The sequence below is a fragment of the Symplocastrum torsivum genome (assembly GCF_059505465.1).
The window spans coordinates 13,564-28,535 of the sequence record NZ_JCACKQ010000036.1; the positions used below are offsets into that span (position 1 = coordinate 13,564).

The window sequence follows — 14,972 nt, forward strand, 5'->3', positions numbered from 1 at the left end:
CGTTTAAATACTATTCGTACTAGGGTGGGCACTACCCACCTTAGAGGTAGAGGTTCTGAGGAATGTCTTTGCTGTCTCTTGCTCATTGTTGTGTCTGGGGTTGCTGCGGTGGCTGTTGTTGCTGCGACTGTTGTTGCTGCTGTTGCAGCGCAATTCTTTGCAAAGCGGTTTGTGCGAGGGATTGTTGGGGATTAAGCTTTAGAGCAGTGGTTAGTGCTGCGATCGCTTCTGGAATGCGTCCCAACTGTCCTAAAATCAGACCTTGCCCTGTCCAAGCGTCTGCATTGTCGGGTGCAAGCTCAATCACTTGTTCGTAAGATTCTAAAGCTTCCTCATACCGTTGCAGGGCAACCAAGGCGACTCCTCGGTTATACCAGGCTTGCACTAATTCTGGATTGAGATTGATAGCACGATTGGCAGAGAAGATGGCGGGTTCGTGGCGTCCTAAATGCCACAACACGACGCTCCGATTTGCCCAAACTTGCGCGTTATTGGGTTCAAGTTCGAGTGCTTTTTCATAGGCTTCTAGAGACGCTTCGTAGTCATTGATACTCCGAAGAATTCTGCCTTGGTTTGCCCAAGCTAGCGCATAGTTAGGATTGAGAGTAAGCGCTTGCTTGCTGGAAGCCAGTGCCTCATCGTAGCGCTCCAAATACCAAAGGACGGCACTGCGATTGCTCCAAGCTTCAGCATAATCGGGGTTCAGTCCAACGGCACGATTCACGGCTGCTAGGGCTTCTTCATAACGTCCCAAACCACCAAGAGCGTGTGCTTGCTGATGCCAAGCTTCGGCAGCACCAGCTTCTCGCCAAGTCCCATCTCCCTGAACTGCCTTCGTACAAGCCTCCAGTGCTGGCTCATAGGTTTTGAGTCCATTTAATATCCCACATTGCGCGACTAATGCCCGTGAAAAATCCGGTTTGAGAGTAATGGCTTGCTGGTAAGAAGTTAGGGCTTCGGTATCGCGTTCGAGTTGCTCAAACAGTTGTGCCTGATTTGCCCAAGTCTGAGCATTTTTTGGCTCAAGGTTTAATGCCCGATCATAAGCAGCGATCGCTTCTTGATATTGCTTAAGTTGTGTATGAGCTAGCCCTTGATTGTACCAGGCAAGTCCTGGTGTTTTATCACCCCAATTCCCATTACCTGCCAATGCTTGCTGACAAGATGCGATCGCATCTGGGTACTGTCGCAGATTGAGCAAGGCTTCACAACGAGCCGTCAATGTTTGAGAATCGTTGGGTTCGAGTAATAGTGTCCGGTCATAGGCAACTAACGCCTGTTCATCGTCTGCCAACTGACTCAAAGCAACGCCCCGATAGTACCAAGCTAAAGCCGGAGAGCGATTTCCCCAGTTGCCATTCACCCGTAGTGCTTCATTGCAAGCATCTAACGCCGCTTCATTTTGCTTGAGGGCAGAATATGCCATGCACTGATAGGTGAAAGCAAGTGAGTTTTTGTCGTCAAATTTTAAGGCATTGTCTGCTGATGCGATCGCTTCGGGATATTGCTTGAGGTTCAGGAGAATCCCACTATGGACTGCCCAAATGCTTGCACTTTTAGGTCGTAATGTAATTGCCTGTTCACACGCGGCTAAAGCTTCTTCATACTTTTGGGCAGATACCAGTAAATCGCAACGATTTACCCAATAATCAAAATCTTCCAGGTCTTCTAACCCAGATTGGGCAGTAAGAGTAGTAAGTCCAGCATCTTGGCTCAAGGTCTGGGTGGTACTCGCAGCTAGGGTAAGTGATGGCGCTCCAAGACCGCCTACAACTGCCGTCAAACTCAACCCTATTCCGAGAAGCCGCATCAATTTTTACCTGTCTATTTGCCAGCATGAGACAACGGTAGTGATTACCCTGTAAAGCTGTGAGTGACGTGAAACTTTATTAGTGTTGTGAGTCTAGACCATCGATCATCGCATAAACTAGACTCACGTCAATTGACTTGTCACGAGTCTTAAAGTGTTGCGATAGTGAAGATTCAGGGTATTGAGTGAAGGGGATTAGGGATTGGGGATTGGGTTGACATTCAAAAAATTAAGGAAACGGAAGACTTATGGTTGCTCTAAAACCCTTTGCGATCGCGTTTTGCCTCCCTCTACTTTTTGCTCTCCCCTCTCAAGGAGCAGACCCTGATGATGTCAAACAACTACGAGACACACGAGAATGTGCACGATGTGACCTGCAAGAGGCTAATTTAGCAGGAGCTTATCTGCGACAAGCTAATTTACGGGGTGCAGACTTGCAAGGCGCTAACCTCAATGGTGCAGACTTACAAGGTTCTTATCTCAAAGAGGCAAATCTCGAAGGCGCAGACCTCAGAAATGCGAATCTCTCTGATGCGAATCTCGACAATGCGAATCTTGAAGGGGCAAGTCTCAAAAATACGGTATTTAACGACCGGACAATCATTGCAGACAAATGGCGGATTGTTCAACGGTTGGTTACTCAAGGAGTAGAGGGTCAAGAGCTAACTGAGGCGGACTTAGCCGGAGCAAACTTGGATGGTGCTGACCTAAGACAGGCTAACTTAGAAGGCGCAAATTTAGAGAGAGCCACTTTTGAGGGGGCGAACTTAAGCGGGAGTAATCTCAATCGCACCAATTTAGGAGAAGCTAATCTTTTCATCGCCAATCTCAGAAACGCAAGTCTGAGCCAAGTTAACTTGCAACAAAGCAGTCTACGAGCAGCAGATTTGAGAGAAACAGATTTTACTGGCACAAATCTGAGTAATGCTGACCTTGCAGCCGCTTATTTCGGAAGTGCTAACTTAACTGGCGCAAATTTGAGCGAATCTGATTTAACAAGTGCGATTTTGAGTAACGCCAATTTGCAATCAACTAATCTTGAGGATGCTAACCTTACGCTAGCCGATCTGCGGGAGACGAACCTTACAGGTGCAACACTAGAAGGAACGGAGCTAAGGGGAGCAGATTTGAGCAATGCTGACTTGGGGGGCGTCAGCTTGCAGGGAGCGGTTCCAGAGGGAGTAACGTTGAGGAATGTGGATTTAGTTGGCGCAGATTTGAGCGGTCTTAACCTGACGGGTACAGATTTGAGTGGTTTAGACTTGAGCAATATTAACTTGAGTCAAGCGAATCTTAGTGAGGTAAATCTTAGCGGGGCAAATCTCACGGGTGCCAACTTAAGTGGTGCTAATTTAAGCGAAGCGAACTTGAGTCAAGCTAACCTTACAAATGCACAGCTAGAAGGAACAAACTTGAGTCAAGCAAACTTGCAAAGGGCTAGGCTTCAAGGCATTCAAGTACGGGGAACTAACTTCTGTGGCGCTACTTTTCCCAGTGGAAGTGAGTTTAAATGTGGGAGCAATTGAAAGGGCTAAACATCACTCTTGTCCAGAAGAAACTCAAGAAATGGGGCAAAGGGCACGCTACCTGGCGGAGAAACGTTACAATTTGGAACGTTTTACTCAAAAAACGGTTTAGTGTATGCAAAGCTTAACATAGCATGGGTTTTGGCTAAGCACAGTAGAGCGAAAAGGTAGGCAGTATGAAAATTGGAAATATACGAGTCTTTTGGGGTTGCGTAGTTTTAATATTTATATTCGTTATTTCTCTACATTCTTGCTCTTCTTTGCCAAAAGTCGCTGATGCTTCGCCGCAAATTTTAGTTGATCAGTTTGGCTATCGACCTCGCGACCCTAAAATTGCTGTCATTAGAGAAGACGGGAATTCCCACCCTAAAAACACTGAATCTACTAATATATTTAACGTTATAAATGTAAGTACTGGTGAGAGCGTGTATTCCAATAATGCCACCCCGTGGAACCAGGGTAAGATTCATTCTCAATCTGGAGATATTGCTTGGTGGTTTGATTTCTCATCAGTCAGTAAACCAGGTCGCTATATTGTTAGTTCTCAAAGCGGTGAAAAATCTTTTCCGTTTGAGATTGCTGAAGATGTGTACCGTAATATTCTCGTTGCAGCAACTCGAATGTATTTTTACCAAAGGAGCGGCTTTGCAAAACGACTACCTTATGCAGATGCCCGATGGCAAGATGATGCTGCTTTCTTAGGACCACAGCAAGACACTGAAGCTAGATTTATTGACGATAAGGAAAACCCTGCTCTGGCCAGAGATATGCGTGGAGGATGGTTTGATGCAGGGGACACGAATAAATATGTCACTTTCGCAGAAGACCCAGTTCATCAGCTACTACATGCTTATTCTCAAAATCCCGATGTCTGGACAGATAATTTTAATATTCCAGAGTCGGGCAATGGCATTCCCGATTTGATTGATGAACTCCGTTTTGAATTGGACTGGCTTCAACGTATGCAAGACAGCGACGGAGGTGCATTTATCAAGCTAGGGACAACGGATCATAACTCTGCTGAAAGACCAAGCTTGGACAAGCGTCCACGGTTTTATGCGCCAAAATGTTCTTCTGCAACAATCGCTGTTGCAAGTATGTTTTCCCACGCCTCACTTGTTTTCGGCAGCTTTCCGCAGCTAGCCAATTACGCAGATGGTCTTGGTCAAAAGGCGCTAAAGGCTTGGCAGTGGTTTGAGTCTCATCCTATTGAAACGAGTTGTGATAGCCAAATAATTAAGGCTGGTGATGCAGATAGAACAGCTCAAGAGCAAATTGGAGAAGCCGTAGCGGCTGCCGTTTATCTCTTTGCTTTGACTGAAAATCCTAAGTATACAAATTACATCAAAGAACACCTTTCCCAAACACAGCCTTTTTTAGCTCCTGTTTGGTCTTCTTATCAGGTTACGCAGGGAGATGCGCTGTTATTTTATGCTAAGTTGCCGTCAGCAGATGCTGCTTTACGAGAATTAATAACCAATCGATTTAAAGAGCTAGTTCGTACCAACGTAAGCGCTTATGGAAATGCTAACGATTTAGACCCCTATCTAGCCTATATGCCGGATGAACACTATCATTGGGGTAGTAACTTCGTCAAAGCAAATTACGGGAACACAAACTATGATGTTGTTCTCCATAACATTAACCCTAATAAAAATGATCAGTATAGAGTTCGTGCACTTAACTCAGTCCACTATTTTCATGGGGTAAATCCGCTAGGAATTGTATATTTGACGAATATGTATGATTACGGAGCTGAATACTCTGCGAATGAAATGTGGCATGAATGGTTGGGTAAAGGAATCTACAGCAATGCTTTAACTTCTCCTAACGGTCCTGCTCCAGGCTATATTACAGGAGGTCCTAACAAGGACTCTACAGGCTCTGCTACTTTACGCCAACAGCCTCCCATGAAAGCCTATTTAGATAGTCATGATGTCAAATTAAATATGTGGGAAGTCACAGAACCCAGTATTGTCTACCAAGCCGCCTATATCAAGCTTCTGTCGAAATTTGTAGATAATTGATCTGTGAAAGATGTTACTGGGGACTGGCAAATTTGGGGTAAGCGAAAAAAAACAACTCAAAAACCGATTATTTTCCTAATACCAGGGCAAAGCATCTCTCTGATCCGTCGGGGAGAAATTATTAAGATGATTTACAATTTGTCAACTCATAAATGATGCAGGTTCTAAAGGTAAGATACTCGATAGTGTAGAAGATGAAGCTAAGCGGTAATCAATCCGTTCTGGCATTCTGGCTTGAGTTATTCAAGGGAATTGCAACGCTAAAGGTTGTCCCTGTGCCAACCTCACTCTTCACCGCAATCTGACCTCCGTGTAAATCCACGGCTGTTTTAACAATGGTTAACCCTAATCCTGTCCCAGAGATTTTGCCAACATTGCTCCCTCGATGAAACGATTCAAACAGTTGTTGTTGGTCTTCTGGAGAAATTCCAATTCCCTCATCCTTAATGTGGAAGATTGCCTCTCCATCCTGACAAACTAAGTTAAATGTGACGGTGCTGCCTTCTGGTGAATACTTAATTGCATTTGAGAGCAAATTAGTCAGAATTTGCCGCAGCAAGTTTTTATCCATGCAAGCTTTGGTCAATTGTCTTTGGCTGGAAAAGGCGATTCGATGCTGGGCACTATTAACCCGTTTTATTTCTTCCACTAAATCGTCGCAGAATTCTTCGACAGCTAGGGGTTGGGGGTTGAATTCTAGTTTCCCCGCTTCTGCCTGTCCAATACTCAGCACATCATTTAACAGCGCTGTCATCCGTCGAGCAGATTCTTCAATTTGACGAAGGTACTCCTGTTTTTTCTGTTCAGATAATTGTTGACTGCAATCTTTCATGAATTCAGCAAAACCTAAGATGGCGGTTAGGGGATTGCGGAACTCGTGAGACACCATAGAAACAAAGTAGGATTTGAGTTGGTTGAGTTCTTGTTCCTTAGAGAGTGCCTTACGAACTTCGGCTTCTGCCATCTCGCGCTGATGAACTTCCTGTTGCAGTCGTGCATTTTGCTCTAAAAGTTGCTGAGTGAGCCTTCGGAGTTGTAACTGATGCTCGACACGAGCCAAAACCTCTTGAGCTTGAAACGGTTTGGTGATGTAGTCTACCCCGCCTACTTCAAACGCTTTTACCTTATCAAACACTTCATTCAAGGCACTAATGAAGATAATCGGAATGTCCTTGGTTTGACAAGAAGCTCAGGACTTACGCAAAGACACTAGATATAGAGTAGGTGTCACACAAGTTGCATGGGAACAGAGGGATGTTTAAGTTCCTTAATCAAGTAACCAGAAAGCCATTGGTGTTTTAGTTGGTAAATGGTTTGAGCAGTGAGTGCAGCTAATCTGTTCAAGTGAGTCCAAGCTAGAATCGCACAAGCGATATGATTTCTTTGAATCCTAGCTTTACGGCATTGGCAAGCTTCAATACCAGTAAGTTGCTTAAGTCCGGGCGTGAAACTCCTCGACTTTCCAACGAACAGCGTTCGCTTTTTGAACCTCATCCGTTGAGTTTTGAGAGCAGTCATTAGTGACAATATAGTCCGTTCTATTGGTAGAGATAGTAACCCGGAATAATTTCACCTTTTTATATTTGGGAAAGTTCTTGATTTTAATCAACTTACCCTGCTGTTGTTCTTCTGTTGACCACCTCAATTGTTCAATCTGTTTATATTTCTCTACTCCTCCACTATCATCTACCAAGCGATTCCGTTTCAAAGGGCAGTAATAAATTTTTCCGAGTTGTTCGATGAAAGCCATCAGATAAGAGAGCGGCATACCAACTATCCATCAACACTCTGACGAAGGGTAGCTGCTTGCCGTACACAAGACCATGTAGCAGATATGCTACATGGTCGAGCTTGTTCTTTCCATCCCCATCAGGGTCATAAATTCGGTAGTCAATTACCCAGAATTGTCCGGTCTTTACATTGACATAGACACAACTGATTAGACCAATTCCTCGAATTACACGATGCTCTGTACCACTATACTGTCGGCGGACAAGTTCAATACAACGAGAGGAGTTTTTGTCAATAACCGTATCATCGAAAATAATCGAGCCATCTTCATCTAGTTGGATCAGATATTTAACGTTATCCCAAAGTAGGCGTCTGACAGGTGTAGGTTTTTTACAGAGGTGTGAGTAGTCACCAGCACGGCAGTGAAAATAGAGGATGAAACTTAGGTGCATCCAGAACTAAAAATGCTTTCAAATAAGCATCTTTTAGAGTGGTCACGTATAGTGTCACAGCAGATGAATCATCTATCACTCCCTCAAGTCGCCTTCCCTAGCGACGTGGAGTTTTGGCATGGTGATGACCAAATCAAGTAGTTTAACCCAGGTATCTAACTTCATTGCCAAGATCAATGGAGAAAAGCCCAATACAGTACGTCAGCGACTCAAAGATTCGACTAAAGGTAAGTTGCCGTATTCCTTAATAATAGAAATAGCCGAATGCTCTGGCTTTTCTTTCAGGCGATCGCGCAAAATCAACAAAGTGCTATCGATTCCCTCATGAATGTTGACAGATTTCATTTGCGCTTCATCAAGCCGGGAGAAGCTCCGCAACGTCAGCACAATCTCGCCAATGCGCTCAGCTCCCATCTTCATTGAAGACAAAGTTTTGGGCAAATCTTCTATTAAAAAATCCAGGTCAATCTCTTCTATTTTGTCTTGGATTTCAGGAGAACTGTGGGCATAGCCCTCCTGATAAAGGCTGATTAAAGCGAGTAAATCCCGTGTATAGTTATCTACATGGCTGAGGTTAGCTCCGATGAAGTTGACAGGGTTGTTGATTTCGTGGGCGACGCTGGCAATAAGTTGTCCGAGGCTGGACATTTTTTCGGTATGAATCAGCTTGCGTTGGGTGAGTTTGCGCTCAGTGATGTCGCGTGCGAAAGCAAAATTGTATTCCTTGCCCTCAAATTCTAAAAAGTTTGCATTGACTTCAGTGGGTCTTATCGTTCCATCCTTCCTCTTGTGGCGAGACTCAAATGTTAGGCTGCCGTGTTCTTTAAGTTCCTGCCAGTGAGTTAACCAAATGTCAGCATGGTAGTCTGGCTCGATATCGTGTACGCTCAGAGACAGCAATTCTTCTTCCGAATAGCCTAATAAGTGACAAGCGGCCTTATTAACACCTAAGATTTTGGCATCAGAGTCAACCCAAAAAATTGAATCGGATGCCTGTTGTACAGAAAATTGTGTTAGTTGAAGCATTGACTCTACCCGCTTTCGCTGACCGATTTCAGCCTGTAGAGATTCGTTGATTTTAGTTAATTCGGCTGTCCGTTCCTGAACGTTAACTTCTAGAGACTCAAGCGTAGAGCGTAGCAACTCTTCAACCTGCTGGCGCTCCTGGATTTCGTCTTTCAGTGCCCGGTTTGCCGTCTCCAGTTGTGCATTTTGCTCTACAAGTTGTTGAGAAAGTCTTTGGATGTGTAACTGATGCTCGACACGAGCCAAAACCTCTTGAGCTTGAAAATGTTTGGTAATGTAGTCCACCCCACCGACTTCAAACGCTTTTACCTTATCAAACACTTCATTCAAGGCACTAATGAAGATAATCGGAATGTCCTTGGTTTGACAAGAAGCTTTCAATCTAGAACAGACTTCATAGCCGTTTAGTTCCGGCATCATGATGTCCAACAAAATCAGGTCAGGTGGAGATGACTGGATAGACATAATAGGGTAAGTATTAAATCTAAATCGCCCTCAATTGCCGCTTTTTGTAAGGATGCCAACTATATGTCCTACGCTGGATTTCCTCTAGCTTCTACCTTAACCAGACTTACTGATAGAAACCAAGAGTCATGGGAGTAGACGTTGGACAGTGATACATTGTGGTGTGAATAACCTAGAAGAAAGGGAAAAAATTTAGGATGAGATTGAGGAGACGTTATTGTTGCCTATAGCTGAGATTGAGCAGCTACAAGCAGAGGAGAACAGTACACTTGGCAGTTAATAAAGATTATTCAAGTTCTGCGATCGCACTTCACTAATCGGCACCCATCTGTTTCACTTTCTTCTGGTTTCAACTCAAAGGACACAACTACGAGGTTGCAGTTGTCGGCTAATTTTTAAGGAGGTTTTTATGACAAAAGCGACAAAACCATACTCTAACCGCATTGCCTTGGTATTCGACTTCGATGACACCCTCGTCCTGGATACGGTTGATAGCCTGCTTGAAAGCTGTAGAATTGATTCCCAGGCATTTCGAGCCGAACAGATTCAACCCCTAACCGACAACGCTTGGGAACCGATTCTTGCCCGATTTTACAGCCTGATTCAGGAATCGAAGCGACGCGATCGCTCCGACAAGATTACCAAAGACTACAGTGCCAAATTCGGTCAGGAGTTAGCGCCGTTTGATGGTGTGCCCGAAATGTTCGATCGCTTGCGGCAGAGTGTTAAGGAAATTCTCCCAGATATCGAGGTTGAGTTCTACTTGATTACTTCTGGCATGGTGAAGATTGACTAGACCAAGCTGGCAGAAAGAGGTGACCAGTTAACAACAGACCCAAAAGTAGAAAGTTATAAGCCTTTCTTCCTTCTACCCTCTGCCCTGGAGCCTTCTGGCTTCTTGTACTAGTTTTTCGTCTTTGCTCTGTCCCAATTTCCTAATTAAAGGAATCGCTCAATGCTTGAATGGATTACAGGTACTATCAACTCTTTAGGCTATCTGGGAATTGCTCTGCTGATGTTCGTAGAAAACATATTTCCCCCCGTGCCTTCGGAGATTATCATGCCCTTGGCAGGGTTCACGGTAACGCAGGGCAAGTTGAACGTAGTCTATGTAATTTTGGCGGGGATGGTGGGTTCCGTGCTGGGCGCACTGCCTTGGTACTACGCAGGCAAGCAATTGGGCGAAGACCGCTTGAAGAATTTAGCTGATAAGTACGGTAGGTGGCTGACGCTATCTGGTAAGCATATCGACAAATCTAAGCAGTGGTTCGACAAACACGGTGGTATCGCAGTGTCCTTTTGTCGCCTTGTACCGGGAGTCCGCACCTTGATTTCAGTTCCCGCAGGAATTGACAAAATGCACTTAGTACCGTTCCTGCTGTACTCAACATCGGGTACTGCATTGTGGGTAGGTTTGTTAACCTATGCGGGATTGTTGCTAGGGCAAAACTATAAATTAGTAGAAAAGTTCCTTGGGCCTGCTTCCGGAATTGTACTCGTTGCTCTGATAGTTGCATTTGGTATCTGGGTTGCGAGGCGCAAAAAGAAACAGTAATTCAAACAGCTGTAGAGATAACCTCGCAGTTTCTTGATCACGACGCTTACTCCCGCTATCAAATTGTTGAGATACGTTAAGCATCATTAATATCATTAATTTAGTATGACATCACATACAAAGGAATCATCATGGTAAAGATTGCATATCATGCTTCCCACGAGCAGTTCAAGCCGAGCGCTCTTTTGAAATACGTTCAAATGGCCCAGCTTGCTGGATTCACGGCTGGCTCATCCTCTGACCACTTCCATCCCTGGAGCGATCGCCAAGGGGAAAGCGGCTTCTCTTGGGCATGGCTAGGCGCAGCAATGCAGGCAACGTCCCTTCCCTTCGGTGTCATTTGCGCTCCGGGGCAACGGTATCACCCTGCCATTGTTGCCCAAGCGGCAGCAACGCTGGCAGAAATGTTCCCCAATCGCTTGTGGGTTTCGCTGGCAAGTGGTGAGGCACTTAATGAGCGAATTACTGGAGAACACTGGCCTCCCAAATCCGAACGGAATGCTCGCCTCAAGGAGTGTGTTGATATTATCCGCGCCTTGTGGGCGGGAGAAACAGTTACCCACTACGGGCGGGTGCGCGTTGAGGAAGCAAAGCTCTACACTCGGCCTGAGATTCCCCTGGGGGTGATTGGAGCGGCTGTCACAACTGAAACAGCCGAGTGGCTGGGGTCTTGGGCTGATGGGCTGTACACCATCTCCCGCCCTCCTGAAGAACTGAAGAAGGTGGTAGAAGCGTTTTATCGAGGCGGGGGAGAAGGTAAGCCGATGTATCTCAAGGTGCAACTCTCCTACGCCAAAGATGAGGCAGAGGCACGACTTGGAGCCTACGAGCAGTGGCGTACCAACATTTTCAGGAGTGTTGCCCTAGCGGAATTGTGGACGCCCAAGCAGTTTGATGCGGCAGCGCAGTTTGTCAGACCGGAGGACATGGACAGCGCGGTGCGGATTTCTGCTGACCCCCAGCAGCACATTGATTGGTTACAGAAGGATATAGAACTCGGATTTAGTGAACTTGTCCTGCATAATGTGAACTTAGAACAGGAGCAGTTCATTGAGGTTTTCGGTGAGAAAGTGCTTCCGGCGATCGCGACAGCAGACTTCGCTGACGCACACCACTGACAGGCATCATTGTTGAGGGCAATCGTTATAGCGTTTCTCGAATAACTAAGGTAGAGCAGGTTCCTCGACTGGGCGGACGATTGCAGGTGTTGGCTGTTGGTCTGGCTGAAAGATGGCTTGGAGGGCTTGATCGAGAGTTGGGGCCATAACAATCCGATTTTCGTAAACCACAATCACCCGTACTAAAGTCGGTAAGCTATTCTGTTCGGCTTCTAGATAAAGAGGTTCGACATAAAGAAGCGATCGCTCAATCGGAATCACTAAAAGATTCCCCTGAAGCGCCCGTGAGCCTTGGCGATTCCATAGCGAAATCTGTTGAGATATCACTGGGTCTTGATTAATCAAAGCTTCGATTTGTTCTTGGCCGTAAACCAACTGCTGTTTAGGGAACTGGTAAAGTAATAGCTTGCCATAGTTCTCACCATCAGAACGTCCAGCTAACCAAGCAATTAAGTTTGTACGTTGAGTTGGTGTGAAGGGTAGGAGCAGGATAAATTCTTCTGAATCGGCAGCTGGCAGCTTCATTATCAAATGATATGGCTCTACCGCTCGCGGTTCACCACCATAAATCTCCTGGGGAACCTGCCATTGGTCTTCCCGGTTGTAGAACACCTGCGGGTCGGTCATATGGTAAGTCAGCAATCGCTCAGATTGAATGCTAAAAAAGTCTTGTGGATACCGAATATGGCTGCGTAAGGCAGTTGGCATCGCATCTAGCGGTTTGAAAAGTCCGGGGAAAACAGCCGCCCAGGTCTTAATAATCGGGTCTTGGGGGTCAGCGACGTAGAAATTCACGTCACCGTGATAGGCATCAATGACGACTTTGATTGAATCGCGGATATAGTTAAATTCGTTCTTGCCAGGGTCGGAATAGGGATAGCGATCGCTTGTTGTGTAGGCATCAACAATCCAGTAGAGGTAGTTCTCTGTTTTTTCCTCACTAGCATCAGCGACTACCAAATACGGGTCGTGGTCGTAGCGTAAAAAAGGTGCGATCGCACGAATGCGCTGGTTAATGTTACGACGGAATAAGAGTTTACTCTCAGAAGAAATATTGCGAGTCAGCAACATCTGCCAGTCTTTGAGATACTGAGCAAACAGCAACCGGCGCCACTGGGAATTTAAGCGCACACCACCCTTACCGTCGTAGGTGTTGTAGATATTTTCATCGCCACTGGGATAATCCAACTCCCTAGTTGTTGTTGACGACATCACATAGGTGTTAGTAATTTCGCCGTAGTAAATCCGAGGCTTCCCAATCGGAATACTTTCTCGAATGCGTTCACTCGACGTTGTTAAGGTACTAGTCTCATCAGCACCCGTACCAATATCTTTGACAAAGTAGTCTGGCAATCCACCAGGACCTACCGTATTAACAGGACTTAGGGTAAAACCAAAGCCGTGGGTATAAATTAAGTGTTTATTTACCCAAGTCTTTGCCTGTTGAGGAACAGCACTATAGTCTAACTCACGCGCAGCAATAAGGACTTGTTGCTTTTCAGTGTTTGTCGGTTGTCCGTTGTCCGGAGTTGGTTGTTCTGTACCACTGGCGACTGGCTCAACCTTGAGAGTATATCGGTCAATATCAGCGTCAGGAAACCTGTAGTAGAGGCGAATTTGTTGCAGTTGGCGGTTAGTTTCTAAAAGAGGGCGTTCGTCCCAAAGGCGGATATTGCGAATCGTTAGGTTATTCTCTTCTAAATCCGCGTTCGTGAGTTCACCTTCGGGGTTAAAGGTTTCAACGTTAATACTCTCTAGTTCAAAGGCTGCTCGTGTGAGGGCAATACTCCGTTGAATATAGGGTTGTTCTCGCGCCAGTTCATTCGGTTGGACAGCAAAGCGTTGCACAGCAGCAGGGACAGCTACACCAACTAGTCCGACCATCGCCAAGTACAGTCCTAATAGGATTAATGCTGTCTTACCGCTTGTCTTGCGGTATCTAAACCAGAAAATCGTTTGCAGCAGAAAGAAAATTGCGATCGCACCCGCCGCGACACTCAAAGCTGTATTGGCTGGTAATTGGGCATTGATGGCGGTGTAGCTTGCCCCATAGATAACCCCAATGGTGGAATAGAGTAATTCATAACGTGAAAGCCAGTAGTGAAGAGCAACGCTTGCTGCGACAGTGCTACCTAACCCGTACAAGTGGCGCAACTGACTTTGAGAAAAACCAGGAAACTTACCCTCAGAGAAGCTATCAGCCGAGAGTAAATAAATCAGTGTGACGGCGATTAGACCAAAGACAAACAGTCCCCCTAACCAAAAGTCCAATAGCTGCCATACGGGAAATTTGAAGATATAGAAGCTAATATCATTGCCAAATAGTGGCTCTTTGGTGTTGAAGGAAGTGGGATAGAAATACTGCAAAATCTTGCCCCACTGTCCAGAGAGAAGCAGCGACCAAAACAAAGAAAGTACAGCAGCTATTGCCGTCAACCAAAACTGAGGCTGGACAATCAGTGCAATCACAACCGCTGTCAGTACGCCTAGCTGCAAAATTTCTGCTAATAAGGGTTGTAGTAAAAGTTGTTGTACGGCTCCCAAATCAAAGGAGGATGGTATCGGTGGTGTTGCAGTTGCTACAGACGCAATTGAGCGTGTTTCTAAATTGGGATGCCAAAGTGAAAGAGCAATTTTGCCGTAGTGCAGCAGCATCAAACCTACGACTACACTAAGCAACAACACAACTGGCAAAAGCGATCGCAACCTTAGGGTAGCTGAAGTGTCAGAAGCCTTTTGTGGAAGTTGTAATCCTCTGTTCGTCCCGATTGGTCGGGGTATTGCCTCGTTTTCTGTCCTAAGTTTTGAATGGATGACTCCACCACCCTGACGACGAGTGATCGAGTCGGAGTTTTGGATTCTTCTTGACAAGTTTGCCCTATTTCGTCCAACCCGTATTTCTTGGGCAATATCTGAGTGTTCAATCCCTAGAGGACTTTCTTTGGGATATTTAAGTCGGTTGGCGAGATACAAGTTACCGAGTAAAAATCCAGCCGAGATACTAGCAACAAGTACCCACAGACCCAATTGGGTTTCTAAGCGTCTGAGAAATGCAGCTTGATAGCCAACTTCCTGAAACCATAGGATTTCTGCTACTAGGTGAGACAGCAAGTCCCAAGACAATGCGAGTCCTAGTAGTAAGACAATTGAACGAAAACTATAGTTCCACAACCGTTTGAGCATCAACTGAAGGAGCTTTCAACGCAAGTTTCCAATAAATTCCCTCAATAATAGGGTGATGAGGTGGTGGGGTGATGAGTGA

General features: G+C 45.6%; 8 protein-coding genes and 3 pseudogenes. 5 read left to right on the forward strand and 6 right to left on the reverse strand.

All coding sequences use genetic code 11. The features are described from left to right. Positions 1-82 precede the first annotated feature (82 nt). Positions 83-1,810: a tetratricopeptide repeat protein gene (locus AC5JL3_RS11665; RefSeq protein WP_496074650.1), complete on the reverse strand. Its 1,728-nt coding sequence runs from the start codon at positions 1,808-1,810 to the stop codon at positions 83-85. 248 nt (positions 1,811-2,058) lie between these two features. Between AC5JL3_RS11665 and AC5JL3_RS11670 the strand changes: the two genes are divergently transcribed. Further along, entirely contained in the window at positions 2,059-3,336 is a 1,278-nt protein-coding gene (locus AC5JL3_RS11670) for a pentapeptide repeat-containing protein (RefSeq protein WP_496074651.1), read from the forward strand. A gap of 176 nt (positions 3,337-3,512) precedes the next feature. After that, the gene (locus tag AC5JL3_RS11675; protein WP_496074652.1) at positions 3,513-5,363 is read left to right on the forward strand and encodes a glycoside hydrolase family 9 protein; all 1,851 of its coding nucleotides are present in this window, start codon (positions 3,513-3,515) and stop codon (positions 5,361-5,363) included. 211 nt (positions 5,364-5,574) lie between these two features. On the opposite strand, the gene AC5JL3_RS11680 is transcribed toward AC5JL3_RS11675, so the two are convergent. The 4 genes and pseudogenes from AC5JL3_RS11680 to AC5JL3_RS11695 all read right to left on the reverse strand — a co-directional run. Then, entirely contained in the window at positions 5,575-6,498 is a 924-nt protein-coding gene (locus AC5JL3_RS11680) for a hybrid sensor histidine kinase/response regulator (RefSeq protein WP_496074678.1), read from the reverse strand. Positions 6,499-6,590: 92 nt separating this feature from the next. Then, positions 6,591-7,459: pseudogene (locus tag AC5JL3_RS11685) on the reverse strand (IS701 family transposase); the annotation flags it as partial. A 303-nt stretch (positions 7,460-7,762) separates the two neighbouring features. Then, positions 7,763-8,572, reverse strand: a pseudogene (locus AC5JL3_RS11690) (sensor histidine kinase); the annotation flags it as partial. Between the two features lie 246 nt (positions 8,573-8,818). Beyond that, a pseudogene (locus AC5JL3_RS11695) lies at positions 8,819-9,037 on the reverse strand (response regulator); the annotation flags it as partial. Between the two features lie 409 nt (positions 9,038-9,446). Between AC5JL3_RS11695 and AC5JL3_RS11700 the strand changes: the two are divergent. The 3 genes from AC5JL3_RS11700 to AC5JL3_RS11710 all read left to right on the forward strand — a co-directional run bounded on the left by AC5JL3_RS11700 (position 9,447) and on the right by AC5JL3_RS11710 (position 11,710). Further along, on the forward strand, positions 9,447-9,833 hold the full coding sequence (locus tag AC5JL3_RS11700; protein ID WP_496074653.1) for an HAD family hydrolase: 387 nt from the start codon (positions 9,447-9,449) through the stop codon (positions 9,831-9,833). Between the two features lie 159 nt (positions 9,834-9,992). Next, positions 9,993-10,592: a DedA family protein gene (locus AC5JL3_RS11705; RefSeq protein WP_496074654.1), complete on the forward strand. Its 600-nt coding sequence runs from the start codon at positions 9,993-9,995 to the stop codon at positions 10,590-10,592. 131 nt (positions 10,593-10,723) lie between these two features. Further along, complete coding sequence (locus AC5JL3_RS11710; protein ID WP_496074655.1) at positions 10,724-11,710, forward strand: TIGR03885 family FMN-dependent LLM class oxidoreductase; 987 nt, start codon at positions 10,724-10,726, stop codon at positions 11,708-11,710. Positions 11,711-11,755: 45 nt separating this feature from the next. Here the strand turns inward: AC5JL3_RS11710 and AC5JL3_RS11715 are convergent, their stop codons facing one another. Beyond that, entirely contained in the window at positions 11,756-14,893 is a 3,138-nt protein-coding gene (locus AC5JL3_RS11715; RefSeq protein ID WP_496074656.1) for a UPF0182 family protein, read from the reverse strand. Positions 14,894-14,972 lie beyond the last annotated feature (79 nt).

Excerpts from the sequence above, each read along its gene's own strand:
- AC5JL3_RS11665 (WP_496074650.1), bottom strand. The coding sequence starts at position 1,810 with ATGCGGCTTCTCGGAATAGGGTTGAGTTTGACGGCAGTTGTAGGCGGT.
- AC5JL3_RS11670 (WP_496074651.1), top strand. The coding sequence starts at position 2,059 with ATGGTTGCTCTAAAACCCTTTGCGATCGCGTTTTGCCTCCCTCTACTT.
- AC5JL3_RS11705 (WP_496074654.1), top strand. The coding sequence starts at position 9,993 with ATGCTTGAATGGATTACAGGTACTATCAACTCTTTAGGCTATCTGGGA.
- AC5JL3_RS11675 (WP_496074652.1), top strand. The coding sequence starts at position 3,513 with ATGAAAATTGGAAATATACGAGTCTTTTGGGGTTGCGTAGTTTTAATA.
- AC5JL3_RS11710 (WP_496074655.1), top strand. The coding sequence starts at position 10,724 with ATGGTAAAGATTGCATATCATGCTTCCCACGAGCAGTTCAAGCCGAGC.
- AC5JL3_RS11700 (WP_496074653.1), top strand. The coding sequence starts at position 9,447 with ATGACAAAAGCGACAAAACCATACTCTAACCGCATTGCCTTGGTATTC.
- AC5JL3_RS11715 (WP_496074656.1), bottom strand. The coding sequence starts at position 14,893 with ATGCTCAAACGGTTGTGGAACTATAGTTTTCGTTCAATTGTCTTACTA.